The 23,427-nt window shown below is 66.9% G+C and carries 21 protein-coding genes and 1 riboswitch; of the genes, 9 read left to right on the top strand and 12 right to left on the bottom strand.

Features of this window, described 5'->3' with window-relative positions; translation table 11 throughout:
* Positions 1–18: 18 nt before the first annotated feature.
* Both C1931_RS00800 and C1931_RS00805 read left to right on the top strand, forming a co-directional pair.
* Positions 19–1,044, top strand: coding sequence for an NAD(P)H-dependent glycerol-3-phosphate dehydrogenase (locus C1931_RS00800; protein ID WP_108748051.1), 1,026 nt, complete (start codon positions 19–21; stop codon positions 1,042–1,044).
* Positions 1,045–1,406: 362 nt separating this feature from the next.
* Positions 1,407–1,898: an Ivy family c-type lysozyme inhibitor gene (locus tag C1931_RS00805; RefSeq protein ID WP_234412856.1), complete on the top strand. Its 492-nt coding sequence runs from the start codon at positions 1,407–1,409 to the stop codon at positions 1,896–1,898.
* Between the two features lie 14 nt (positions 1,899–1,912).
* On the opposite strand, the gene C1931_RS00810 is transcribed toward C1931_RS00805, so the two are convergent.
* The gene (locus C1931_RS00810; protein WP_108755067.1) at positions 1,913–2,287 is read right to left on the bottom strand and encodes a hypothetical protein; all 375 of its coding nucleotides are present in this window, start codon (positions 2,285–2,287) and stop codon (positions 1,913–1,915) included.
* A 510-nt stretch (positions 2,288–2,797) separates the two neighbouring features.
* Here C1931_RS00810 and C1931_RS00815 point away from each other — a divergent pair.
* Complete coding sequence (locus C1931_RS00815) at positions 2,798–3,166, top strand: hypothetical protein (protein WP_108755068.1); 369 nt, start codon at positions 2,798–2,800, stop codon at positions 3,164–3,166.
* Between the two features lie 29 nt (positions 3,167–3,195).
* Here C1931_RS00815 and C1931_RS00820 read toward each other — a convergent pair whose 3' ends face one another.
* Positions 3,196–3,510, bottom strand: coding sequence for a hypothetical protein (locus C1931_RS00820; RefSeq protein ID WP_159095423.1), 315 nt, complete (start codon positions 3,508–3,510; stop codon positions 3,196–3,198).
* Positions 3,511–3,598: 88 nt separating this feature from the next.
* Here C1931_RS00820 and C1931_RS00825 point away from each other — a divergent pair, with 88 nt between their 5' ends.
* Complete coding sequence (locus C1931_RS00825; protein WP_159095424.1) at positions 3,599–4,348, top strand: pentapeptide repeat-containing protein; 750 nt, start codon at positions 3,599–3,601, stop codon at positions 4,346–4,348.
* Between the two features lie 12 nt (positions 4,349–4,360).
* Here C1931_RS00825 and C1931_RS00830 read toward each other — a convergent pair whose 3' ends face one another.
* The 3 genes from C1931_RS00830 to C1931_RS00840 form a co-directional block, all read right to left on the bottom strand.
* Positions 4,361–4,693, bottom strand: coding sequence for a hypothetical protein (locus tag C1931_RS00830; RefSeq protein WP_108755071.1), 333 nt, complete (start codon positions 4,691–4,693; stop codon positions 4,361–4,363).
* A gap of 82 nt (positions 4,694–4,775) precedes the next feature.
* Complete coding sequence (locus C1931_RS00835) at positions 4,776–5,201, bottom strand: hypothetical protein (RefSeq protein ID WP_159095425.1); 426 nt, start codon at positions 5,199–5,201, stop codon at positions 4,776–4,778.
* An 8-nt stretch (positions 5,202–5,209) separates the two neighbouring features.
* A complete protein-coding gene (locus tag C1931_RS00840; protein WP_108755073.1) occupies positions 5,210–5,497 on the bottom strand; it encodes a helix-turn-helix domain-containing protein in 288 nt (95 codons plus the stop codon).
* A gap of 328 nt (positions 5,498–5,825) precedes the next feature.
* On the opposite strand from C1931_RS00840, the gene C1931_RS00845 reads away from it, so the two are divergent.
* The gene (locus C1931_RS00845) at positions 5,826–6,398 is read left to right on the top strand and encodes an Ax21 family protein (RefSeq protein ID WP_199911434.1); all 573 of its coding nucleotides are present in this window, start codon (positions 5,826–5,828) and stop codon (positions 6,396–6,398) included.
* Positions 6,399–6,633: 235 nt separating this feature from the next.
* The gene (locus C1931_RS00850) at positions 6,634–7,608 is read left to right on the top strand and encodes a Dyp-type peroxidase (protein ID WP_108755074.1); all 975 of its coding nucleotides are present in this window, start codon (positions 6,634–6,636) and stop codon (positions 7,606–7,608) included.
* A gap of 65 nt (positions 7,609–7,673) precedes the next feature.
* Here the strand turns inward: C1931_RS00850 and pnuC are convergent, their stop codons facing one another.
* From pnuC to C1931_RS00865, 3 genes are all read right to left on the bottom strand, one after another.
* Positions 7,674–8,246, bottom strand: coding sequence for a nicotinamide riboside transporter PnuC (gene pnuC, locus C1931_RS00855; protein ID WP_108757607.1), 573 nt, complete (start codon positions 8,244–8,246; stop codon positions 7,674–7,676).
* A gap of 8 nt (positions 8,247–8,254) precedes the next feature.
* Entirely contained in the window at positions 8,255–10,435 is a 2,181-nt protein-coding gene (locus C1931_RS00860; protein ID WP_108755075.1) for a TonB-dependent siderophore receptor, read from the bottom strand.
* 73 nt (positions 10,436–10,508) lie between these two features.
* Positions 10,509–10,604, bottom strand: a riboswitch (TPP riboswitch).
* A 131-nt stretch (positions 10,605–10,735) separates the two neighbouring features.
* Positions 10,736–11,863 carry a phosphotransferase gene (locus C1931_RS00865; RefSeq protein WP_108755076.1) on the bottom strand — a complete coding sequence of 376 codons (1,128 nt, stop codon included), beginning with the start codon at positions 11,861–11,863 and terminating at the stop codon, positions 10,736–10,738.
* A 157-nt stretch (positions 11,864–12,020) separates the two neighbouring features.
* Here C1931_RS00865 and C1931_RS00870 point away from each other — a divergent pair, with 157 nt between their 5' ends.
* Positions 12,021–13,121 (top strand): hypothetical protein, encoded by a 1,101-nt coding sequence (locus C1931_RS00870; RefSeq protein ID WP_234412857.1) that lies wholly within the window; start codon positions 12,021–12,023, stop codon positions 13,119–13,121.
* A 62-nt stretch (positions 13,122–13,183) separates the two neighbouring features.
* Positions 13,184–15,157: a choline BCCT transporter BetT gene (betT, locus tag C1931_RS00875; protein ID WP_108755077.1), complete on the top strand. Its 1,974-nt coding sequence runs from the start codon at positions 13,184–13,186 to the stop codon at positions 15,155–15,157.
* Positions 15,158–15,212: 55 nt separating this feature from the next.
* Here the strand turns inward: betT and C1931_RS00880 are convergent, their stop codons facing one another.
* From C1931_RS00880 to C1931_RS00895, 4 genes are all read right to left on the bottom strand, one after another.
* Positions 15,213–15,575, bottom strand: coding sequence for a glycine zipper 2TM domain-containing protein (locus C1931_RS00880; protein WP_108748070.1), 363 nt, complete (start codon positions 15,573–15,575; stop codon positions 15,213–15,215).
* Between the two features lie 280 nt (positions 15,576–15,855).
* A complete protein-coding gene (locus tag C1931_RS00885; protein ID WP_108755078.1) occupies positions 15,856–17,853 on the bottom strand; it encodes an XVIPCD domain-containing protein in 1,998 nt (665 codons plus the stop codon).
* A 104-nt stretch (positions 17,854–17,957) separates the two neighbouring features.
* Positions 17,958–18,899, bottom strand: coding sequence for a hypothetical protein (locus C1931_RS00890; RefSeq protein ID WP_234412858.1), 942 nt, complete (start codon positions 18,897–18,899; stop codon positions 17,958–17,960).
* A gap of 200 nt (positions 18,900–19,099) precedes the next feature.
* Positions 19,100–19,738, bottom strand: a complete 639-nt coding sequence (locus C1931_RS00895; protein ID WP_108748073.1) for a response regulator transcription factor — start codon at positions 19,736–19,738, stop codon at positions 19,100–19,102.
* A 75-nt stretch (positions 19,739–19,813) separates the two neighbouring features.
* On the opposite strand from C1931_RS00895, the gene C1931_RS00900 reads away from it, so the two are divergent.
* On the top strand, positions 19,814–23,425 hold the full coding sequence (locus C1931_RS00900; protein WP_108755080.1) for a transporter substrate-binding domain-containing protein: 3,612 nt from the start codon (positions 19,814–19,816) through the stop codon (positions 23,423–23,425).
* Positions 23,426–23,427: the final 2 nt, after the last annotated feature.

The raw sequence follows: 23,427 nt of genomic DNA on the forward strand, positions 1-23,427 counted from the left end.
TTGGCTACGACGTCACGGATGAGCGATACCGCTGACAAAGTCGCCGTGCTTGGCGCCGGTTCCTGGGGAACCGCGCTGGCCACGCTGCTCGCCCGGCACGGTCACCCGACCGTGCTGTGGGGGCGCGATGCCGCCGTGGTCGAAGCCATCGACCAGCGCCATGAAAACCCTCGCTACCTGCCGGGCATCCCGCTGCCGGACAGCCTGCGCGCGACCACCGACATGGCGGCCGCCCTGCAGGATGCCGCCTGGATCCTGGTGGTGACCCCGTCGCACGCGTTCAATGAAACCGTGCGCGCGCTGGCGCCGCTGCGACCGGCTGGTGCCGGCGTGGCCTGGGCCACCAAGGGCTTCGAACCGGGTTCGGGCCGCTTCCTGCACGAAGTAGCGCGCGAGATCCTGGGTGACGACGTGCCGCTGGCCGTGGTCACCGGGCCGTCGTTCGCCAAGGAGGTGACCCAGGGCCTGCCGACGGCGATCACCGTGCACGGCGACGTGCCCGAGTTCGCGCAGACGGTGGCCGAAGCCATGCATGGCCCGGCGTTCCGCGCCTACACCGGCGATGACATGGTGGGTGCCGAACTGGGTGGCGCGATGAAGAACGTGCTGGCCGTGGCCACCGGCGTGGCCGATGGCATGCAGCTGGGCCTGAATGCCCGTGCCGGCCTGATCACCCGTGGCCTGAACGAAATGCTGCGGCTGGCCGCGGCCATCGGTGCCAAGCCGGAAACCCTGATGGGTCTGGCCGGGCTGGGCGATCTGGTGCTGACCTGCACCGGCGATCTGTCGCGCAACCGCCGCCTGGGCCTGGCCCTGGGCCGGGGGCAGACGCTGCAGGACGCCGTGCGTGAAATCGGCCAGGTGGTCGAATCGGTGCAGACCGCCGACGAAGTGATGCGACAGGCGCGCCGTCATGGCATCGACCTGCCCATTTCCGACCGCGTGCGTGCCGTGCTGCACGGCGAGCAGACGCCTGAAGAAGGCCTGCGCGCGTTGCTGGCGAGGGAACAGAAACCGGAATACCCGGATACCCTGTTCAAGTGATCTGAAGAACCCCGGCCCAGCGCCGGGGTTTTTTTTGGGTCGCGCGCGCGGCCATCCACGCATGGCGTGGATCTACAACGTGCGGGAACCCGCTTCTGGTAGGTGCCAAGCTTGCTTGGCACAGCGCATCGGCACGCGCGATCCATCCACGCATGGCGTGGATCTACAATCGCTGCCCCACATCACGACACGGACAGGGAATGAAGTCCAGGAATCTCGCCATCTCATGGCTCATCGCGCTGTTGGCTGCGTGTTCGCAGGCACCGGCACCGGCACCGCAAGCAGAGGCTGCGCCCGCACCCACGGCAACGCCCACAGCACCCGCACCCGAACCGTCCATCGAAGACGGCGTTGACCCATCGGTGTGGGACAACGAAGGCGAGCCCGAAGGCGAAACCCCCAGCGGCGAACTGAGCTGCCAGGACAATCCGCTGGCCGCCTACTTCTTCACTCTGGTGGGCGGCAACACGGTGGACGACTGCGGGCGCAAGGACGCCCGGCTGCTGGCCGCGTTCGACGCGCTGATGCAGGACACCGCCGATGCCGAATCCAGCGAGCCGGGCATCGCGCCGCTGCGCGAACGGCTCCTCAGTGGGCCCAGCGCACCGGGCCAGCCGGTGCAGCTGCAGGACGGCGCCTGGTGGTTCTACACCGCCTGCCAGGCCCACCAGTGCCCCGGCACCGCGCTGGCGGTGCTGTACTCGCCCGAGCAGGGGCGCATGGTGGGCCGGCTGGCCGCGCGCTGCAAAGTGCGCTGGCTGGGCGGGCCCAACGACGAACAGCGCCAGCGCATCGCCCACCTGCGGCCGCTGGACCCGGCAACCCTGGCCGGCGAGGACGAGGACTGCCGGTAAGCGGGTGGCCTGGGCTATGCGTCCGGGCGCAGGCGCGTGCTGATCTGCGCGGTCATCGCCAGGCAGGCCATCATCAGCCCTTCCACCACGCGGTCGCCGGGGTGATCGCTGGGCGGGCCGTTCTGGCGGATACGCTCGGCGGCCAGCAGCATTTCCAGGCCCACACGCAGGCCGGACAACGCGCATTCGGCGTCGGCCAGTGCCTGCTGCCGGCCGGGCATCAGCTGGCGTTCGGGCCAGGGCTGGCCATCGGCGGCCGCGCCCTGACCGATACGGCGCAGCGCGGCAACGAAGGCGCTGGGAAGTTCAGCGGTGTCGGCGGTGGTCGGTTGATCAGCGCTGGGGGCAGCGCGGTGCGGGTGCAGACGGGGGAATTCCGGGGTGGTCATGGCTGGGGCTCCGTGCGGGACGAACGGTGGCCGCCACACAAAGGTGGCGGGCGGAGACGTGGCTCGAAAACCGGTGACAGTGAACCGGCAGGCACATGGCCTCCACGCTCCGCCCGCCATGGCCGGCAGACGGATTGCCGACCGACGCCCCGAACGCTGACGTCGGTCGGCAAGCGCAAACACTTCACTGTCAATCGGACGGGTTTTCGAGGCCCGGCCACCGGTGCGCTGGTGGCCCACCCTGTCTACCCGCGCAGCCGCGCTGCGCCCATCAGACAAGTTGCAATCGCACCACGGTGCGACGCGCCTGCGTAGTCTTCCATGCCGCCCAAACCCCTGCGGCAACAAGTGACGCAGGCGAACGCCGCTCAGTGCCGATATGCGACAACGGTCTTGATCGCGCCCCCGTGCTGCACACCATCCAGTGCCAGTTGCGACAGCGCTGCAGTGCTACGCTGGGCGCCAACCGCCGCACCGTTCTTCCACGTTGTTCCGATAGGGACCCGACCCATGACGGATGCCACAACGCCTGTTGACCTGTTCGCCGCACTGCGCGGCCTGCTGCGCGACGCCGCCGATTCACTGCAGGTGGTGCACGACAGTCCCGAGCACTTCTACGCCAACGGTCCGCACCTCGACGCCAAGGGCAAGCCGCAGTTCTTCAGCGCGGTGAAAGTGTCCGGGCGCAAGCACGCCTTCCACTTCATGCCGATCTATGAATTCCCCGAGCTGCTGGCCGGGATCAGCCCGGCGTTGAAGAAGCGCATGCAGGGCAAGTCCTGCTTCAACTTCGACACATGGGATCCGGTACTGATGGACGAACTGGCACAGCTGGTCACGCAGGGAGCAGCCCGTTACCGCGCGCTGGGTCGGCTGTAAGCAGCGCGGTTCGAACGGCAGGTCCGCACTCAGCCTGCGTGCACGTAGCGGTCCTCGACAATCTCGGTCACCTCGTCATCCTCGTCCAGGCGGAACTCGAAATACCCATCATGTTCGCTGAAGACGGCCATGCCCTTCGTTGCATCGATCATGCAGAAGGACAGCGGCACGGTCATGAAGAAGCCGCTGCGGCTTCGCAGTTCAACACGGCGCGCATGGCTGAAATCGCGCGCGCCCAGACCTCTCTCGCGCAGCTCCTGCACTGAACGCCCGCGTTTCATCGACAGTTCCTCTGCCCAGTCGCGCACGACGTCTATGGGGCTGCGTAGGGGCTTGATCTGCATGATGCTGCGGTTCCGTCTGCGTGGCTGCCGAGCTTAACCTGCCGGGCCTGCCTGCTAGACTGCCCGGCCCTGCCTCATGGATGAACGCATGGCCGCACAGCGCCTGAAACTGCTGCCGAAGCACGACATCGCCGCACTGCGCGCGCGCTGGACGACTGAGCAGGTGCCGCAGCTGGCCAACCCGCGCCGCAAGGCCGACTGGCGCGACAAGACGATCACCAACCGGCACTGGCAGCCTTCGCCGTTCGGGCTGACCGCAGAGGGGCGATTGGATTACCGTGGGTTTCCGTTTGCGGTGCCGCAGTATCAGAACCTGCAATCGGTGGATCTCTCGTATGTTTCCCCGTGGCACGGGACCACGTTCCTGGTCCATGCCGTGATGGAAGACTGCGATTTCACCGGAGCAGCGATGGGGACACTCGACGAATCCTTCCTGCGTTGCCGTTTCGATCTCACGACCTTCGACAACACCGGATTGAGCGGCGTGTTCGACGCCTGCAGTTTCGTGCAGGCCAAGCTGCTTCGATGCCATTCCAACGCGCACTTCATCGACTGTGATTTCCGCGATGCCAGCTTTGCCGATGCGGACTTCTCGCGCGCGCGTTTCGTTCGCTGCAACTTCGAGGGCGCCCGCTTCAAGCGCGCCGACCTGCACAAGGCGATCTTCGTCGGCTGCCGACCCAGTGACACACAGCTGGCCGCCTGCTACTGCAACGATGACATCCGCTTCGAGAGCGAGGAGGGTGAGGTGATCGAGGCGACGATGCCGGCGCCGGCGGAACACCCGTTGCTGGCATGGACCGACCGCTATCTGAAGCGGCTGGAAGGCGGCGGTTGAAGCTCGCGCGGCCTAGCGCCGTGAACCTGCCGCGCGCACCGACGCCCTGGCGATGATCACCACATAGGTGGCCAGCATGCCGGCAGCCAGGCCCATTACTTCCATTTCCCAGTTGTCACGGTACGGGGAAGGCCCGGCGATGGCCCAGCCCAGCAGCAATGCCGCCATCAGCGCCATCATGCGGTGGGATGAGGTGATCAGTGCATCTTCGCTGGCGTGGCCCAGGTTGGGATCCCAGCGGCCGATCAGCCAGCCAAAGCCACGCCAGTAGTCGCGCGCCACCAGGTAGTGAAGGAACACCACCCCGGCCAGTGCGCTCAGCAGGAACTGCAACAGGGGATGCATGGGTCGTCCTTGTACGCGCGTGGGGGATCAGCCGTGTGGTTCAGCCGGGCAAGCCGGTCGGTCGCCAGCGGGGACAACGTTCCTATCCTAGCCAAAGCCCTGAAAGCATCAGGGCGCTGGCGAAGGACAGCAGACAGCGGGCGACGATCATCACGCCGGGCTGTGCACCGCCTACCGCAGGCGCCACCTTCTTCCAGTTGTCGGCGTTGTAGGTTTCATGAAAGCGCTTGATGGAAGTACCGATGACGTTGATCAACGCGATCAACATCGCCATTCCCCACAGACACAGCAGCGACATCGAGACCGCGATGGCGTACTGCTTGGCCGTGGCGACAGTGAACAACGCCAGCGATTGGGCCATCCACTTGAGCAGAACGCTGATGCCCACGGTCCCTGCAAAGACCAGCAGCAACAGCACACCGACCTTGAGCCATTGCGTCTTCGTGTCTGATTTCTGCCCGGTCCAGAGAAGCCACAGGGCAAGCGCCTGGAAAGCGGCGTAGAGCACTGCGTGCATCATTTCGTCGCTGGGGTGTCGCGGGTGCGTCCTGCTGGTTGGCGACGCTTGCCCGCGGGCGACAGCGCCGCGTCCGGCACGTCGATCTCCACATGCAAGCCCAGCTCATCCAGCACGGTAAACAGCTTGCCCCACTGCACGGTGGTACCGCCGCGCTCGATCTTGCTCAGGAAATTCTCGCTCACCCCGATTCCTTCCGCAGTGGCGTCTTGGCGTAGCCCTTGGTGCTTGCGCACCGCCTTGACCAACGGGCCGAGGTCAGCGGCGTTTTCCAATCGAATCTTCAACGCTTGGTCCTCACGATCATGCAGTTCTGTCTTCGAAGGTCGAGTCTGGCTGCGGCACGGAATCCTCACTCTGATGAGGATTTAACGTTAAATCGCTTCGGATTGCATGGAATCCGCAAGTTCATGAGGATTTTTAGGTAGTTCATGCGAGTCCGACCAAACCACCACAAGTTCCCTGAACGGGAACCTCATTCATGTACTGGTCAGTACAATATTCAGGGTCGATTTCACCAGCAAACGGATAATTCACACCTGTCGACCGCCTCCTCTCTCCCTCTCCCGGGAGGCGGCCGACGAAACCAAAAATAATTAAAGGTGTGTCCCGATGATCAAGAATTCGCTGCTTGCCCTGGGTCTGCTGGCTGCCCTGCCGTTCGCTGCATCGGCTGCCGATGGCCTGTCGTACAACTACGTTGAAGGCGGTTACGTGAACACCGATGCCAAGGGCGGCGACGCCGATGGCTGGGGCGTGAAGGGCTCGGTTGCAGTGCACCCGAACTTCTCGGTCTTCGGTGACTACAGTAAGCAGGAAACCGACACCTTCAAGAACGATGTCGCCCAGTGGCGCATCGGTGCCGGCTACAACTATGGCATCGCACCGAACACCGACCTGGTGGCTCGTGTTGCGTACCAGAAGTTCGACCTGAAGCACGGCTTGGACTTCAACGGCTACTCCACCGAAGTGGGTCTGCGTACCGCGTTCAACCCGTACCTGGAAGGCTATGCGCTGGCCGGTTACGAGGATTACAGCAAGAAGCACGGCATCAATCCGGAAGGCGAGTTTTACGGCCGCGTCGGCGCCACCGCCAAGTTCAACCAGAACTGGGGCCTGAGTGGCGAAGTGAAGCTGGCCAAGGCCGGCGACCGCGAGTGGTTCGTGGGTCCGCGCTTCAGCTGGTAAGACATCGCTCTGTCGTTAGTGCGTGTAAGTGGCATGTGACTCTCTCTCTCTCCCGCATGCCATCCGAAGCCCGGCCTTGTGCCGGGCTTCTTTTTTTCAGTGCTCGCCGCGTCGCCCAACAGTAGATCCACGCCATGCGTGGATGCTGTCCTCGGCCACGCATGGCGTGGCTCTACTGCAGCCGTGTTCGGGGTGGTTCGGCTATGATCGCCGCCTCAAGCCAGCAGGATGTTCCATGAATTCCCAGCCCGCCCCGATCACCGCCCTGAACCACACGCTGGACAACGAGCCGCAGCAGATCACCGCGCCGTTGACCCATTGCGCGGCCTTCCTGGTGCTGAGGGTGAAGGACGATGCCGAATCCATCGCCACGGTGCGGCAGGTGCTGGGCAGCACCGACGATCTGATCAAGAACACCGCCATCCGCGAGATCGAGCGCACCTTCACCTGCAATGTGGCCATCGGCCACCGCGTGTGGGCGCCGCTAGTGGGCAGCACGCCGCCGCGCGAGCTGAAGCCGTTCCGCCAGATCCAGGGCGCCACCCACACGGCGGTGTCCACCCCCGGCGACCTGCTGTACCACATCCGCGCGCGCACCCAGGACCTGATCGTGGCCTTCGAGCGCAACCTGCTGCTGGCCTTCGGCGATGCGGTGGAAACGGTGGATGAAGTGGCCGGCTTCCGCTACTTCGACGGCCGCGACCTGCTCGACTTCGTCGATGGCACCGCCAACCCGGAAGGGCTGTCGCTGCCGGAGGCCACCATCGTGGGCGACGAAGACCCCGAACATGCCGGTGGCAGCTACGTGGTGGTGCAGAAGTACCTGCACAACCTGGAGGCCTGGCGCGCGCAGAAGACCGAGGCGCAGGAAGCCATCATCGGCCGCACCAAGCACGACAACATGGAGCTGGACGATGCACCGGCCGATGCGCAGAAGTCGCACAAGACGCTGTGCACCATCGAAGATGCCGACGGCGAGCACGAGATCCTGCGCGACAACATGCCGTTCGCGCGCCCGGGCCACAACGAGTACGGCACCTACTTCATCGGCTACACGCGCCGGCTGTGGGTGATCGAGCAGATGCTGGAACGCATGTTCATCGGCAATCCGGCGCCGCTGCACGATCGCATCCTGGATTTCTCCACGGCGGTCACCGGCGTCACCTTCTTCGCGCCCTCGCGCAAGGTGTTGGCCGACCTGGGCGAGTAGATCCACGCCATGCGTGGATGAAGCCGCGCGGCCCGGCGCACCTGGGCAGTCGAGCAAGCTCGACTCTACGGGGCCGAGGCGACCTGCGGTGTGCGCGCGGCGGCCTGCCACGCGCGCAGGCCGAACACGGCCAGGCCCAGGAAGAACACGTACAGCGCCGCGGTCACGTGCAGCGACTTGAACAGGTACGTGCCCACGTACACCACGTCCACGCCGATCCATACCCACCAGCATGCCGCATGCCGGCGCGCCTGCCACCACTGCCCGACCAGGCTGAGCCCGGTCAGCAGGGCATCCAGCCACGGCAGTGCGGCATCGGTGAAGCTGTGCATGACCGCACCCAGCGCCACGCCACCGCACACGCCGATGGCCAGGTCGCGCAGCAGCTTGCCGCGCGCCAGCGGCACGATACGGATGCTGCCTTCATCGGTGGCATGCTGGCGCCAGTTCAACCAGCCGTAGACCAGGAAACCGCCGAAGATCACCTGCAGCAGGGTGTCCGAATACAGCTTGGCTTCGGCGAACACCAGCCCGTACAGCGTCACCGACAGCAGCCCCACCGGCCAGGCCGACAGCCGGCGCCGGGCCATCAGCCAGACGCCCAGCACGCTGCACAGCGCGGCGGTCCACTCGAGCAGCGGCCCGTTCACAGCGCGAACGTCACCGACAGGCGCGCCTGTCGCGGCGCACCGGGGAACAGGTAGTAGTCACCGGCGCTGCTGCCGGTGTCACGCCAGTAGAAGCGGTTGAACACGTTGTCCACCGACAGGTTCCAGGTGACCGCACGTTCGTGCGGGCGGTGCTGGAAGCGCAGGCCGGCATCGAACACCGAATAATCCGGCGCACGCATCGCGCCATCGGCACGCGCCACGTTGGCCGATGCGTAGCGCCAGCCCCCGGTCACCTGCAGGCCCTGCACGAACGGCAGCGCGTAGGCCAGGTGCACGCTGGCGCGCACCTTCGGCACGTTCACCAGCTGGTGGCCTTCATAGGCCGGCGTACCGGCATCGCGTGCGCGTGCGCGCAGCACGCTGGCGCTGGCCACCACCTGCAGTGCATCGGTCAGCTGGCCGTTGGCGGTCAGCTCCAGGCCGGTGTGGGTCTGCTGGCCTTCCTGCACGAAGGTGAAGCCCACATCGCTGTCGTCCGGCTTGGCGTACTGGTAGGGCTGGCTGATGCGGAACACCGCCGCGCCCACGCTCAGTGCCTCGTTCGGCGCGTACTTCACGCCCGCCTCCAGCTGGCGCGATTCCACCGCCGGCAGGAAGGTGTCGGCGTTGCTGGTCCAGAACGGCGCTTCCTGCCCCAGCGAAATGCCGCGCACGTAACTGGCGTAGGCGTTCAGCTGGTCGGTGGCCTTCCACACCAGGGCGGTCTGCGGCAGGAAGCGCGACAGCCGGCTGTGCCGCTGCGGGTTGCCGCGCTTGTCGTAGGCGCGCTCGTCCAGGCGCACGTAGCGGCCACCGGCCAGCCACTGCCAGTCGTCGCCGAAGCTGAGCCTGTCCAATGCGAAGAATGCGTGCTGGCGGCTGTCCAGGCGACGCGCGGACGGGCCCGGCTGCAACGGCGACGGGTCGAACACCGGCACCTGGCCGTCGTGGTAGTTGGTGGTGCCCACGTACTCGTTCACGCTGGGGCGGCGGTCCACGGTGCGGCGGTAGGTCTCGCCGCCCAGGGTCAGCTCATGGCCCACGCTGCCGGTGCTGAAGCGTCCGCGCAGCTCGGCGCGTGCCTGCTGGTTGCGGCGGGTGTCGTCGGGGCTGCGGTAGTCGTAGACATCGTAATCGCCATTGGGCGCGAAGTAGTTGCCCGGCACGCTGCCGTCGGCGCACTGCGCGGCGTAGTAGCAGCCGTAGGCGAAGGCCACGTTGTCATCGATCACCGTGCGGCTGTGGCCCAACGCCACGCGCGACTGCCAGCTGCTGCTGAAATCGTAGGTGTGCTGCACGGTGATGTTGGTGCTGGCAATGCCCACCGGCATCTGCCACGGCTGGTAGCCCAGCAGGTGGTCACGGTCCACGCCGCGCGGCAGTTCGCTGGCCCCCAGCAGCTGGTAGCCCGATGCCGAGCGCTGCGAACTGGTCTGGTAGTTGGCATCCACTTCCAGCTTGCCGCGTTCGCCGATCAGCCAGTCGGCGGCCAGCGAGTAGAAGTTGCGGCGGCCATCGAGGTGTTCGATATACGAATCGCTGGCATCCCAGGCGGCGTTGAAGCGCACGCCGAAGCGCGGGGTCAGCCAGTGGCCCACGTCCACGGCGGCGTAGCGCGAGCCTTCCGAATCGGTGCCCAGGGTGACCGTGCGCACTTCGGCCGGGCGCTTGCCCACGTAGTTGATGATGCCGCCCGGGGCCATCACGCCAGCAGCCAGGCCGGCTTCACCCTTCAGGATTTCCACCGATTCCACGTTCTCCAGCGCCAGCCGCTGTTCGCCGGCCATCGACAGACCGTTGAAGCGGTAGCCGGTGGCGGCGTCCAGCGCGAAGCCGCGAATGGCCACGTTCTGGTAGTAGCCGACCGGGGCATAGGCATCGCCCAGCGAAGCGTCGTTGCTGGCCAGTTCGGACAGCGAACGCACCTGGCGCTGTTCCAGGTAGCTGCGGTCGAGCACGTTCACCGATGCCGGGGTGTCCTTCCAGCTGCCGCCGCCGAAGGCATTGGCGCGCGAACTGGCAGAGGCGGGCTTGCCGGCCTGCACGCGCACGGCGGCCAGATCGGTGGGCGAACGATCGGAGGTGTCGGCGGCATCGGTGGCGGCCTCGCTGGCATGCAGCGGAAGGGCGGCACACAGGGCCAGGGCGAGCAGGGTGGGGCGCAGGCAGCGGTTCATTCGGTTCGTCTTCTGACAGCAAGGGAGACGAAGCGACGGCGCGCGGACGCACCGGCCCAGGGAACGGGGGGTGCGACAGCTGCTCAAAGCTCCCTACGCCGGTGCAAACCGGATCAGGTTCCAAGGGACTCTCTCAGCCTGGCAGATCCAGGCACCCCCGCTTCAGGTGACCATTTCACTACAAACCGTACGGATTTGCGAGTCCGGGAACGGGGCAGGGGGGGCCGGGGCTGGGGCAGAGTATGGAGGGGTCAGATCCCTTTCCGCAGGAAAGGGCTCTGACCCCAGGCTTGTAGGCCGCTATGCCGCAGCGTGCAGCGCCTGCAGCAGGCCTTGCCCAGCCTCGGTATGGAACCAGGCCGGGTGGCCCAGCATGAACGGCTGCCAGGCCACGTCGGCATTGGCGGTGGAGCCGGTGATGCCTTCGAAGTACTCCACTTCGGACAGTGCGAAGTCGAAATGCACCATCGGCAGCAGGTCGGCCAGCAGATGCACACGCTCGGCCGACAACGGCAGCACCTGCCGGTAGCCGGTCAGCAGGGCCAGGGCGATATCGCTGCGCACCGCGTCGGCGCCGCGCTGCAGCTCCAGCCAGGCCACCGCATTGCGCTCGATGGCCGTGGCCAGGTCGAACAGCGCGCTGGTGGGCGAGGCCAGGCCGAAATCCAGCACGGTGGCGATCTGCCCGTCGCGGGCCCACAGCAGGTTGGAGACGTGCCAGTCGTTGTGCGCCCACAGCCGCGGTTCGTGCTGCAGCCGCTCGGCCAGGCCGGCATGCCAGGGCAGCACGTGCTCGCGCAGCTGCGCCTGCCAGGGAATGCGCGCCAGGTAGCGGGCCAGGCCGGGGCGATCAGGCAGGCTGGCCTGCAGCGCGGCGATGGGATCGTGTGCGCGGATCAGATCGTCGCGTGCCACCAGGATATGGGTAGCGCGCTGTGGCGCCTGATAATCGGCTGCGGCACGGTGCAGCCGGGCCAGCATGCGGCCGGCTTCCTGCGCCTGTGCGATGTCGGTCAGCAGGGACCACGAAGGTGCATCGCGGTAGAGGTCCTCCCCGGCGCCCACCGCGTGCAGTTCGTAGGTCCACGGGCCCTGCTCCAGCGCGGTCTGCCCGTTGTCTGCAGCAAGCACCTGCACCACCGGTACATCGCGCGCCGCCAGATGGGCGATGAAACGGTGTTCTTCCTGCAGCACGGCGGCACTGCGCACGCTGTGGTGGTGGCGCTTGATGAAAACGGCGCCGTGTTCGCCGCGCGCGATCGCCGCGGCCGAGAGCGGGCGCGGGCTGTGCCATTGCAGCGTGGCAGTAGGGCCGAGCTGCGTATAGCGCTGCCCCAACCAGGCCAGGTCCTGCGCGGAAATCGCCGGCCAGTCGGCCGCGACCTCGTCGTTGTTCAGGCCCTGCACGCGGTGGGAAGTATCGGTCATGGTGGCGCGTTCGCAGATCGGATGGGCAGCAGCACAGCACGCTCATGGTACCGCCCGTGCCGCATCCCTGCGCTGGCCCGGTGAACGGGGCGAACACCCGCGCTGGTTACACTGGCAGGCTTCCATTCTGGAAACAGGGAGGCACCGGGACGCAATCGTGCGATGTTTTTTCTCTATTTTTCTTGGCGCACTGGCGTGTGCATCGGCCGGCCAGGCGCTGGCACAGCCCCACGATCCCAATGCGGAACCGTGGTTCGACGCAGGCGGCGCCGTCCGCTTCAACTATGGGTGGCTGGACTACGGCCCCACCAGCGGACTGCAGCTGGAACTGCTGCGTGCCGACATCGATGCCGGTGCCGGGCCGTTGTTCTTCTCGGCGCAGTACCGCTGGTATGACGGCTTCGATGCAGTCCACCACGCCTATGCAGGCTGGCAGTTCAACGAAGATACCGCTCTGCGTGCGGGTATCCAGCAGGTGCCGTTCGGCCTGCTGCCTACGGCTTCGCAGAGTTTCTGGTTCGGCTCTGGCTACTACCTGGGCATCGAGGATGACTACGATCCCGGCCTGGTGCTGCAGCATCGCAGCGGCCACCACCTGTGGCACGTCGGCTGGTTTGCCGGCGATGAGTACGGCGACGCGGCGCGCTACGACCGCTATTCGTTCGATGTGGCACGCACGCCGGAGCTGCCCTATCGCGAGCGCGACCGGGTAAACCTGCGCTACGAGCATGACCGTGACTGGCACGGTGGAACGCTGCTGCTGGGTGCGTCGGCGTTCAGCGGTTCGGTGCAGAACGTGGAAACGCGCCGCCATCATGAACACCACGGCATGGCCGTGCATGCGCAATGGGCGCGCGATGGCTGGACCACCCAGCTGCAATGGGCGCGCTACCACTACGGTGTGCCGGGCGCGACAATCGCGTTGTCGGCTTTCCAGGCACCGTTCCAGATCGCGCGCAAGGCCGATGTGCCCAGCGTCAACGTGGCCTATTCGTTTGGCGAACAGCGTTGGCTGGATGACATCACCTGCTACAACAACCTGAGCATGACCCGCGCACTGCAACGCCAGCCGGGCATGCGCTCGTCGTGGCAGAACGTCACCGGCTGCAGCCTGGGCAAGGGCATGATGCTGACCTACATCGACTGGATCGCCGGAAAGAACATGTGGTTCGCTGGCGGCGATGGCATCGGTCTGGACCCGCAAGGGCCCTCACGCTGGCACTCACGCCTGAACCTCAATATCGGTTTCTACTTCTAGGACGCCCCTCCTCGCGGTCCGCCGCGTATTCCCTTCACGCATTTCCGTTCACGGAGGACGACATGCCGAGCTCCGCTCCGCACCCCACCCCCGTCAGGCAGCGCATCCTGCCGCAGGTATTCATTCCCACCGCGGCGATCGTCATCGCCCTGCTGGCCCTGGCCATCTTCGCGCCGGAACTGGCCACGCGCTGGTTCACCGCCGCCAAGACCTGGACCGCCAACGATGCGGGCTGGTTCACCATCCTGGCCGTCGCCGGCTTCCTGGTGTTCGTGGTGGGCGTGGCCGTCAGCGGCTATGGCCGCATCAAGCTGGGCCCCGACCACAGTCGCCCCGACTACAGCTACGCCTCATGGTTCGCGATGCTGTTTGCCGCCGGCATGGGCATCGGCCTGATGTTCTTCGGCGTGGCCGAGCCGATCATGCACTACGCCACCCCGCCCACCGGCACGCCGGAATCGGCTGCGGCAGCCCGCCAGGCCATGCGCATCACCTTCTTCCACTGGGGCGTGCACGCGTGGGCGATCTACGCGGTAGTGGCGTTGGCGCTGGCGTACTTCGGCTTCCGCCACAACCTGCCGCTGCGCGTGCGCTCGGCGCTGTACCCGCTCATCGGTGAGCGCATCCACGGGCCGATCGGCCACACCGTGGATACCTTCGCCGCGCTGGGCACCATCTTCGGCCTGGCCACGTCGCTGGGGCTGGGCGTGATGCAGATCAACTCCGGGCTGAACTACCTGTTCGGGCTGGAAGTGAGCACGCTGGTACAGGTGGTGTTGATCGCCGTCATCACCCTGGTGGCCACCGGTTCGGTGGTGGCGGGCCTGGACAGCGGCGTGCGCAGGTTGTCGGAATTGAACATGATCCTGGCGGCGGCACTGCTGGCCTTCGTGCTGGTCTGCGGGCCCACCGTGCACCTGTTGCAGGTGCTGGTGCAGAACACCGGCATGTACGTGTCGCAGCTGTTCTCGATGACCTTCAACCTGTACGCCTACGAGCCCACCGGCTGGCTGGGCGGTTGGACGCTGTTCTATTGGGGCTGGTGGATCGCCTGGTCACCGTTCGTGGGCATGTTCATCGCGCGTATCTCGCGTGGCCGCACCGTGCGCGAATTCGTGGTGGGCGTGCTGCTGGTGCCGCTGGGCTTCACCTTCCTGTGGATGACCATTTATGGCAACACCGCTTTGTTCATGGTGCGCGCCGAAGGGGTACAGGAACTGGTGCAGACCGTTTCCAGCGACAGCTCCATGGCGCTGTTCGAATTCCTGCGCCACCTGCCGTGGACGATGGCAACCTCGTGCCTGGCGGTGCTGCTGGTGGCGTTGTTCTTCGTCACCTCGGCCGATTCGGGAGCATTGGTGATCGACATGCTCACCTCCAAGGGTGAGGAGGAATCACCGCTGTGGCAGCGCATCTTCTGGGCGTTGCTGGTGGGTGCGCTGGCGGTGGCGCTGTTGTTTGCCGGTGGCCTGGAATCACTGCAGGCGGCCACGATCGCCAGCGCGTTCCCCTTCACCCTGGTGATGATCCTGATGTGCTGGGGGCTGCTGAAGGCGATGCGCCTGGATGCCACCAAGCGCTCGATCATCCGCGACGCACGCATCCTGCCCGGCACCAGCGATGACTGGCGTGCGCGCCTGCGGTTGCTGGCGCACAACCCGGTGCAGGCCGAGGTGCTGCGCTTCATCGACCAGCAGGTGATGCCGGCCCTGCAGGATGTGGCCGGTGAACTGCGGCGACAGGAGCTGGAGGTCGAGGTGACTCTGGGCGAGGATGGCCGCGCCTGGCTGCAGGTCGGCCATGGCCAGGAAATGGACTTCTTCTATTCGGTGCGGCCGCAGCCGTATGAGCCGCCCAGCTTCACCCTGCAGGACCCGCGCCGCGCCGCCAAGGCCGGGCGTTACTTCCGCGCCGAGGTCTATCTGCGCGAGGGCGGGCAGGACTATGACGTGATGGGCTGGACGCGCGTGCAGCTGATCCACGATGTGTTGGACCAGTACGCCCGCCACCGGCAGTTCCTGGACCACGTGCGCTGAACAGCAGAACGCCGGCCGTTACTGCGGCCGGCGTTCCGGGTGTTGCCAGGTGTACTTACCAGCCGCGGTGGCGACCGCGGTCGTGGCGGTAGCGGCGATCATCGTGGCGGTAGTAACGGCGGTCGTGGCCGCGGTCATGGCCATAGCGACGGTCATAGCGGCGGTCGTAGCGACGATCGTCGTGGCGGTCCTTGGTGGTCAGGTTGCCGATGGCACCACCGGCCACGGCACCGCCCACGGTGGCGGTCGGGTCGCCGTTGGAGATCAGGTGACCGGCCACGCCGCCCACCACCGCACCGACCACGGTGCGCTTGTCCTTGCGTGACAGGGCGCTGGCATCGCCGACCACGGCCAAGCCGGCCAGCAGCGCCAGGGCGAGGCCGAGGCTGCGGAAGCTGAGTGAGGACGTATTGAACATGTTCGGGTCTCCAGTTGGGGGCATGCCACGCGGGGCAGGGAAGGCGCCTGGGCGCCGTGGCTGCCGCAGGTACCACGCTGGGCTTCGGACATTGCCGGAACATTGCGTGGGCCACCCGGTCGGCGTGCGCATTCATCTAGCGTCATGCGCCATGAAGCGCGCCTGAAAGCAGAAAGCTGAACAGCAGGGTCGGAGCCCGTCCGGCGGACGGGATCCGACCCCCAGGGTCAGATCCCTTTCCGCAGGAAAGGGCTCTGACCCGAAGCCGGCACCACCGGCCTCAGTGCCCCATCGCGCGCTGGTTCTGGCGCACCTGTTCCTGCTGCTGATCGTCCTGCTGCTGCAGCACGTTCGGTGCGCCCTGCACGGCACCGCTGCTCAGGGCCACGCTCTGTTCGCTGGCGGCCTTGGCATCGACCGAGGCGCGCACGGCGGCCGGGTCGCCCATTGCGCCCTGCACGGCGAACAGGCGCTCACCGTTCATGCTGGGCACCACCGAATCGATGCGCTGCAGACCGGCGGCATGGGCGTCGCGGGTGAGCGTGGCGGCGGTGGCTTCCAGCGCGTGGCGGTCCTTGAACGTACCCGGCGGCAACTGCTCCAGACCGTGCACGGCCTGGTTGTACATCGGGTTGCGCGGGTGGCGTTCGTCGTTCAGCAGCGGACGTTCGCGCGCATCGTTGATGGCATCGAGCGTCTTCGGGCCGATGATGCCGTCCACGGCCAGGCCGTTGTCCTTCTGGAACTCACGCACGGCCGCTTCGGTGTTGCGGCCGAACTTGCCATCCTCGAACAGCGGCTTGCCGTCGGCGCCCACGTAGCCCAGGTGACCCAGCTGTTCCTGCGCCTTGCGCACGCCTTCGCTGTGGTCGCCATTGCGGTGGATCTCGCTGCGCGGTGCGCTGGCGGCGGCCTGCGCAGGTGCTTCCTTGCCCTGTTCGTGCTGCTGGGTCTGGCTGCGGTTTTCCAGCAGGTCGCGCGCCTTGTGCAGCGGGTCGGAGGCGAACAGCTTCCAGTTCGGGTGGCTTTCCACCTGCTTCAGGTAGTCCTCCACCGGCATGGTGTGCACGCCCAGCTTGCCGGTGGACTGGCTGATCAGCAGTTTGTCGGTGTTGGGATCGCGCACCACCATCACGATGTGGTCGATGCCGTTCCAGTGCTCGTGCTTGGTCTTGGCCGTGTCCAGGCCGATCACCATGCCTTCCTGCAGCGCGCCCGGCTTCAGGATGTCGTCGCGCTGCAGCAGCACGCCCGAATCCTTGTAGGCCTGCTGCACGATGCCGCCGGAACCGGCGAAGCCCAGCTTGATCTTGTCGGCATCGCCATAGACGGCGTGGCCGGCCTTCTGGTTGATCTCGTCCTGGGTCTTGTTCAGCATCGTGCCGACCCAGCCGGAGCAGTCCACGTAGCCCTGGTCCACGTTCTTGCCGGTGATGCCGTTGCCACGGTAGTACTGGCTGGAGGCGATGTTGATCGCGTACTTCACATCGTCGTACTTCACGCCGGCATCGTAGGCGGCGGTCAGGGCGATGCCCGGCTTGTCCTGGTTGGCCGCCGCTGCTGCCGACACGGTGGCGGCGGTGGGCGCCGGCACGGTCTGGGTCGGGCCCGCAGCGGCCTGCACCGGTGCGCTGCGCGCCGGCGCATCGGCGCTGATGGCGGCGATGTTCTTTTCCGGAATGCTGATGCCGTCGTACTTGCGGTCGTAGTACTGGGCGAAGGTGCTGGCCAGGTCCTTGTCGTTCATCGTGCGCATTTCCGCGCGGGTGTGGCCGGTCAGCGCTTCGATGTCGCTGCCGATCTGGCCCATGATGCGCGGGCGCATGTTGATCGGTTCGCCATGGCCATCACGCACCACGCCGAAGGTGCCGGTGGCGATGGCGGTCTGGATGGAGCCGTAACCGGCCGCACCCTGCTGGTGGGCCAGGTACAGGTCCAGGCCGGTGGGCGATGCTTCGCCGGACAGGTACGGGTGGCCGGTGCGCGCGTGGCGCTTTTCCATGTCGGCCAGGTTGCGCTGGAACATGTCCGCGGCCGCTTCGGTGTTGCGGGTCGGGTCGTACTCGTGGCCACTCAGGCCGTACTGGCGCGCCGACGACGGCAGGAACTGGAACAGCCCCTTGGCGTCGGTGCGGCTGTTGTGCGCGCGTTCGTCGAACTGGCCGCCGGTCTCGATATGGGCAAAGCGCAGGAAGTCTTCGCTGGAAATGCCCTTGCGCTGGGCCACCTGTTCGATGATGTCGAGAACTTCCTGTCTGCTGTAGTCACGTTGTGCCATGACGTTTTCCTCTGGGGTTGATGGAGCGGCCTGTGCCGCGTTACGCCAACCGGACTCATCCGTGAGTCATCAACATGTCGGTCAACAGGTACTGCGTGTAAGGGTTACTGCGCGACGTAGGCCTTGCGGGCGGCGTCGTAGTGATAGCGGCGTGCATCGCTGGCGCCCAGTGCACGGGTCTGCCCCGGTGCATCGATGGTGGTGCCGGTGGCGGCCACGGTGATGGCCGGCAGATCGCTGCCCGGCACGGCGCTGAAGCTGAGCGTGCCCTGGTTGCTGATGCACGGCATCACCGCACCGTCGTCGCAGGCAGCCGAATTGTCTTCGCCGGTGTTCACCGTGCCGGCACTGGCCCAGACCTGGCCATCTTCGGAAGTCTCGTAGTCCGGGTTGAACACCAGGATCTCGTAGCCTTCCACGCTGGTGCCGTTGCTGAAGCTGCGGGTGGGCACGGCCAGCACCAGCTTGCCGGCGGCGGTGCGGTGTTCGACCGGCTTGCGCTTGCCGTCTACGTCCGGGGCGGTGCCATAGGCGCCGATCGCACCGATCCACGGCTCCACGCCCTTCAACACCCAGGGGCGGTCGGGCTTGTCACCGCTCAGGGTGAAGGTGGCTTCGGACAGGGTGACACGGCTTTCCGGGCCCTCGTCGTCTTCGCCGGGCTTGCCGAACTTCTGCGGCGTGTTCCAGGCAAAGCCGGTGTAGTAACGGGTGCCGGCCACTTCGTAGCTGTGGCCGAACCAGAAGGTCGCCACGGCGCCATTGGCCACTTCGTAGGAGACGGCGCCGTCGCCATCCACCTGGTAGATGAAATACAGCACGCTGCCGGCATCGGGCGGGGTGGCAACCGCGGCGGGGGTCGCAGCGGCGGTGGCGGAGTTCTGCATGGGGGCAACTTCCTGTCGTGGCGCGGCGGCGCCCTGGGGTGACGCGGTCGAGGTCGAGGGAGTGCAGGCGCTGGCCAGCAGCGAAACGGCCAGGCCAGCCAACGCCATGCGCAATCGCGGGCGGGCGGCAGCCGGGACGTAACGGGGGGAATGGGTCATGCGCCTCTCCATGGTGTGCGGGCGTCGGGCCGGATGGCCAACGCAGAATGCGCGCCGCCCGCAGTCGGGCAGCGTGGTGATGGGCCGGTCGATTCCTTCGACCTCGCATGGGAGAGCCCATCGGCGCGGATCATGGCACAGCTGTGGCGTCGATCACAGTGTCAGCACCGGGCGGCCACCGTGAAACCGTGAAGCAGTTCTCAGATTTTGCCGTCGCGCAGGTAATCGAACAGCTCGGCGTCGCCCTTCAGCCCCAGCTTCAGCATGGCATCGCCTTTCTGCCGGCTGATGGTGCTGACGCTCTTGTGCAGCTGCAGCGAGATCTCCTTCACGGTCATGCCGGTGCCGAGCAGGCGCAGCACTTCCACTTCGCGCGGTGACAGCGGCTTGCCGTCGCCTTCGCGCATGCGCCAGCTGCCGGCCTCTTCCACGCGCTCGCGCAGGCTGCGGCTGATGTAGGACTGGCCGCGGTAGACCGCCTGGATCGCCTGCGGCAGTTCTTCCATGGACGAGCTCTTGTCCACCAGGCCGAGCACGCCGCTGTCCAGCACCATGCGCAGGATGGCCAGGTTGTTGGACACGCTGAGCAGCAGCACCGGCAGATCGGGATAGCGGCGGCGGATCATGCCGATCATCGCGAAGCCGTCGGCCTGGGCGCTGCCGGGCATGGAATAGTCGGTGACCAGCAGGTCGCAGGGCTGGCTGGCCAGCAGTGCGATCAGGGCCTGGGCATTGTCGGCTTCGCCAACCACCCGGCCCACGCCGCTGGATTCGATGACCGCGCGGGTTCCGATGCGGACCACGGGGTGATCGTCTGCGATGATGATGCGCAAGGTCATGCTCTAGTATGGCCTTCGGGCAGTGCCGGCCGCGAGCAGCGCGGTACCCGGCGGGTTCAAGGGAGATCGTCGCAGATGCGGAACGGCGCTGTTCGTGGATGGGTCCTGTTGCTGGGCTTGCTGGGCCTGTCGCTGCTGGCCCAGGCCGAGCCCGGACCCTTGCCGCTCACCCCGTTGCAGCGCCAGTTCCTGGCCGCGCATCCGGTGGTGGTTGTCGGCCAGTATGACAGCGGCTGGCCGCCCTACGAGTTCCTGCAGGATGACCGGCCGGCCGGGCTGGGGCCAGATTACCTGTCGCTTCTGACCCGTCAACTGGGCAGCAAACTGGAGTTCCGTCGCTACCCGGACTGGAATGCGGTGCTGGACGCGGCGTGCCGTGGCGAGATCGATGTGGTGATGAACATCGCCCTGAGCGCCGAGCGCACCCGTTGCATGGTCTACACCCGCGCCTACGCCGAAGCGCCGCTGGCGATGGTGGGCCGACCGGGTGACCTGCGCGCGTCCGAGGCGCCGGATCTGGACGGGCTGCGGGTGGTGATCGAGCAGGATTTCATGACCGCGCCGCAGGTGCGTGCCCGCTTCCCGCGTGCCCGACAGCTTGTCGCAAACAACACGCAAGCCGCGTTGGAAATGGTCAGAGACGACAAAGCTGACGTGTTCATCGGCAATGCCTATGTCGCCACCGAGCTGATCGCCCAGGAAAAACTGCAGGGTGTGGTGCTGCTGCGGCCCAGCGATCTACCGCCCGAGCGGCTGCATTTCGGTGTGCCCAACGGCAAGCAGCCGCTGGCCGAAGCGCTGGACCTGGCGCTGGCGGCCAGCAGCGCCTCGCAGCAGGAGGCGCTGGTACAGCGCTGGCTGCCGCCGCTGCAGTGGTCGGCATCGGCCCAGCTGGCCCTCAGCCAGGCCGAAAAGCGCGTGCTGCAGGAGCCGCTGAAGATCGGCTTCCCGCCCAATGCGGCGCCGCTGTCCTTCGCCGACGCGGGCGGCCAGCCCACGGGCCTGGCCGCCGAATACCTGCGCCTGCTGGTGAAGGCCGGCGCCAACCTGCAGATCGAACCCAGCCACGACTGGTTCGAGGTGCGGGCCAAGGCCAAGCGCGGCGATGTGCAGGCAGTGATGGGCATTCCGCTGGATTCGCAGTACCTGGGGCCCGACTGGGTGTTCAGCCAGCCCTTCATCAGCGTGCCCAATGTGATCGTGACCGCGCAGGGCAGCCCGGTGCTGCTGGGGCTGGCCGACCTGCAGGGCAAGCGCGTGCTGCTGTCCGACCCCGAGCGCGTGCGCGGCTATGTGCTGCAGCAGGCGCCGCAGGCCCGCATCATTCCCGCGCGCAGTGCCGAACAGGCGCTGCAGCGGCTGCTGGACGGTGATGCCGATGCGTACGTGGGCAACCTGGCACTGGTCGACCACATGCTGCGCGAGCGCTTCCCCGGCCGCCTGCAGATTGCCGCACCGGCAGGCTTCAACGACCAGTTGGCGCTTGCGGTGAACCACCGCCATGCCGCCCTGGCCACCACCTTCGACCGCCTGCTGCTGCAGATGACCCCGCGCGAACGCGAATCGTTGCGTGGCGACTGGCTGGCCGTGGAATACCGCCAGGGCGTGCACTGGGGCGGGCTGCTGCGCTGGATCATTCCGCTGCTGCTGGTGCTGCTGACCGCGGCCACCGTGCATGGCCTGGGCCACTGGCGCCTGCGCCGTGAAGTGGCCGGGCGCCGCCACGTGGAGCAGCGCCTGGCCGAGGTGACCGACAACTTGCCGGCAATCGTCTACCAGGCCCGCCGCGCGGCCGACGGCACGCTCACCTTCCCGTTCATTGCCGGCGATGTGCAGGCGCTGTTCGGCATTACGCGGCAGCAGGCGATGGAGGAGACCGGGGCGTTGCTGGGCCGTATTGCGCCGGATGATCGCGCCGTGATCCTGCAGGCCACCGCGCAGGCCGCGCGTCACTTCGCTGCACTGTCGTTCGAGTTCCGCGTGCTGACCGAAGATGACAGTCAGCGCTGGGTACGCAGCCAGGCCCATCCGTATGCCGCCGAGGCCGGTGCGGTGACCTGGAGCGGCTACTGGGTGGATGTGAGCGAGGCGCGCGCGCAGGCCGATGCGCTGGCCGCGGCCAAGGTGCAAGCCGAGCAGGCGGCCGACGCCAAGTCGCGCTTCCTGGCCACGATGAGCCACGAGATCCGCACGCCCATGAGCGGCGTGCTGGGCATGCTGGAAGTGCTGTCCCATTCGCCGCTGGACCAGGAACAGCAGCGCATCATCACCGTGATCGAGGATTCGGCGCAGATGCTGCGGCAGATCCTGGACGACATCCTGGATTATTCGCGCATGGAAGCGGGCGCGCTGCGCCTGGCGCCGGTGCCGATGCCGCTGCGCCCGCTGCTGGACAGCGTGTGCCGGTTGCTTTCGCCGCAGGCCACGGCACGGGGCCTGGAGCTGCAGGTGGACATCGACCCGCGCCTGGCCCAGGCACACGAAGTCGATGGCGTGCGCCTGCGGCAGATCGTCTTCAACCTGCTCAGCAACGCGATCAAGTTCACCAACGAGGGCCATGTGCGCCTGCAGGTGGATGTGCTGGGTGCCACCGCCGAGGATGGCAGCCAGCCGCTGCGACTGACCGTGTCCGATACCGGCATCGGCATTGCCGAGGACCAGATTCCGCACCTGTTCGCGCCCTTCACCCAGGCCGGTGCCTACATCCAGCGCGAGCATGGCGGCACCGGGCTGGGGTTGAGCATCTGCCGGCGCCTGGTGCACAAGATGGGCGGTGAGCTGAGCCTGCACAGTGTGCTGGGCGAAGGCACGCGGGTGGACGTGGAGGTGGCGCTGGTGGAGGCGCGCGCCGAAGACGTGGCCGCGTTGTTGGCCGAGCAGGAACAGACCGCGCTGCTGCCGCCGGCATTGCGGGCGGCGCGCGTGCTGGTGGTGGAAGACCACCCGACCAACCAGGCGATGATGGCCTGGCGCCTGCAGCAGCTGGGCGTGCCGCATGTGCTGGTCGACGACGGGCGGCAGGCCCTGGATCGGCTGGCGAAGGAACCGTTCGATCTGGTGATCACCGACTGCCGCATGCCGGTGATGGATGGCTTCGCCTTCGCCCGCCTGCTGCGCGAGCGTGAGAGCCGCAACGGCCAGCCGCGGCTTCCGGTGCTGGCGCTGACCGCCAGCGTGCTGGACGACGACGCACGGCGTTGCCGCGAGGCGGGCATGGACGATGTGCTGGCCAAGCCGTTGTCGCTGGCCACGCTGCGCCAGGCCTTGCTGCGCTGGCTGCCACAGGCGGCCGGGCTGGATGCGGCCGAGCTGGCCGCCGCCACCCACGCGCCGGGTGAGGTGGTGGATGCAACGCTGGCGCTGCCGGATCTGGCGGCGCTGCAGCAGCGCTTCGGTTCGCTGCAGGTGGCCACGCAGTTGCGCGACAGCCTGCTGGCCGCCACGACCAGCGACATGGCCGATCTGCACGCCGCGCTGCGCGACGGCGATCGCGCCCAGCTGGTGCAGCACCTGCACCGCATGGCCGGTGCGCTGGGCGCGGTGGGCGCGCAGGGCCTGGCCGCGCGCGCCGGCGCTCTGGAAGAGCAACTGCAGCAGGGCGACGAGGCGGCCATGGGGCCGTTGCTGCAGCAGGTGAGCGAGTTCATGGCCCTGCTGCAACAGCAGCTGCAGCGGCTGGCTCAGTGAAC

The organism is Stenotrophomonas sp. YAU14A_MKIMI4_1, from assembly GCF_003086855.1.
Lineage (GTDB): Bacteria > Pseudomonadota > Gammaproteobacteria > Xanthomonadales > Xanthomonadaceae > Stenotrophomonas.

Coding starts and splice junctions, on each gene's coding strand:
- C1931_RS00860 (WP_108755075.1), bottom strand. CDS start 10,435: ATGAACCGCTGCCTGCGCCCCACCCTGCTCGCCCTGGCCCTGTGTGCC.
- C1931_RS00800 (WP_108748051.1), top strand. CDS start 19: ATGAGCGATACCGCTGACAAAGTCGCCGTGCTTGGCGCCGGTTCCTGG.
- C1931_RS00820 (WP_159095423.1), bottom strand. CDS start 3,510: ATGCAGATCAAGCCCCTACGCAGCCCCATAGACGTCGTGCGCGACTGG.
- C1931_RS00810 (WP_108755067.1), bottom strand. CDS start 2,287: ATGACCACCCCGGAATTCCCCCGTCTGCACCCGCACCGCGCTGCCCCC.
- C1931_RS00890 (WP_234412858.1), bottom strand. CDS start 18,899: ATGACCCATTCCCCCCGTTACGTCCCGGCTGCCGCCCGCCCGCGATTG.
- C1931_RS00865 (WP_108755076.1), bottom strand. CDS start 11,863: ATGACCGATACTTCCCACCGCGTGCAGGGCCTGAACAACGACGAGGTC.
- C1931_RS00880 (WP_108748070.1), bottom strand. CDS start 15,575: ATGTTCAATACGTCCTCACTCAGCTTCCGCAGCCTCGGCCTCGCCCTG.
- C1931_RS00815 (WP_108755068.1), top strand. CDS start 2,798: ATGACGGATGCCACAACGCCTGTTGACCTGTTCGCCGCACTGCGCGGC.
- C1931_RS00885 (WP_108755078.1), bottom strand. CDS start 17,853: ATGGCACAACGTGACTACAGCAGACAGGAAGTTCTCGACATCATCGAA.
- C1931_RS00895 (WP_108748073.1), bottom strand. CDS start 19,738: ATGACCTTGCGCATCATCATCGCAGACGATCACCCCGTGGTCCGCATC.
- C1931_RS00830 (WP_108755071.1), bottom strand. CDS start 4,693: ATGCATCCCCTGTTGCAGTTCCTGCTGAGCGCACTGGCCGGGGTGGTG.
- C1931_RS00850 (WP_108755074.1), top strand. CDS start 6,634: ATGAATTCCCAGCCCGCCCCGATCACCGCCCTGAACCACACGCTGGAC.
- C1931_RS00900 (WP_108755080.1), top strand. CDS start 19,814: ATGCGGAACGGCGCTGTTCGTGGATGGGTCCTGTTGCTGGGCTTGCTG.
- C1931_RS00825 (WP_159095424.1), top strand. CDS start 3,599: ATGGCCGCACAGCGCCTGAAACTGCTGCCGAAGCACGACATCGCCGCA.
- betT (WP_108755077.1), top strand. CDS start 13,184: ATGCCGAGCTCCGCTCCGCACCCCACCCCCGTCAGGCAGCGCATCCTG.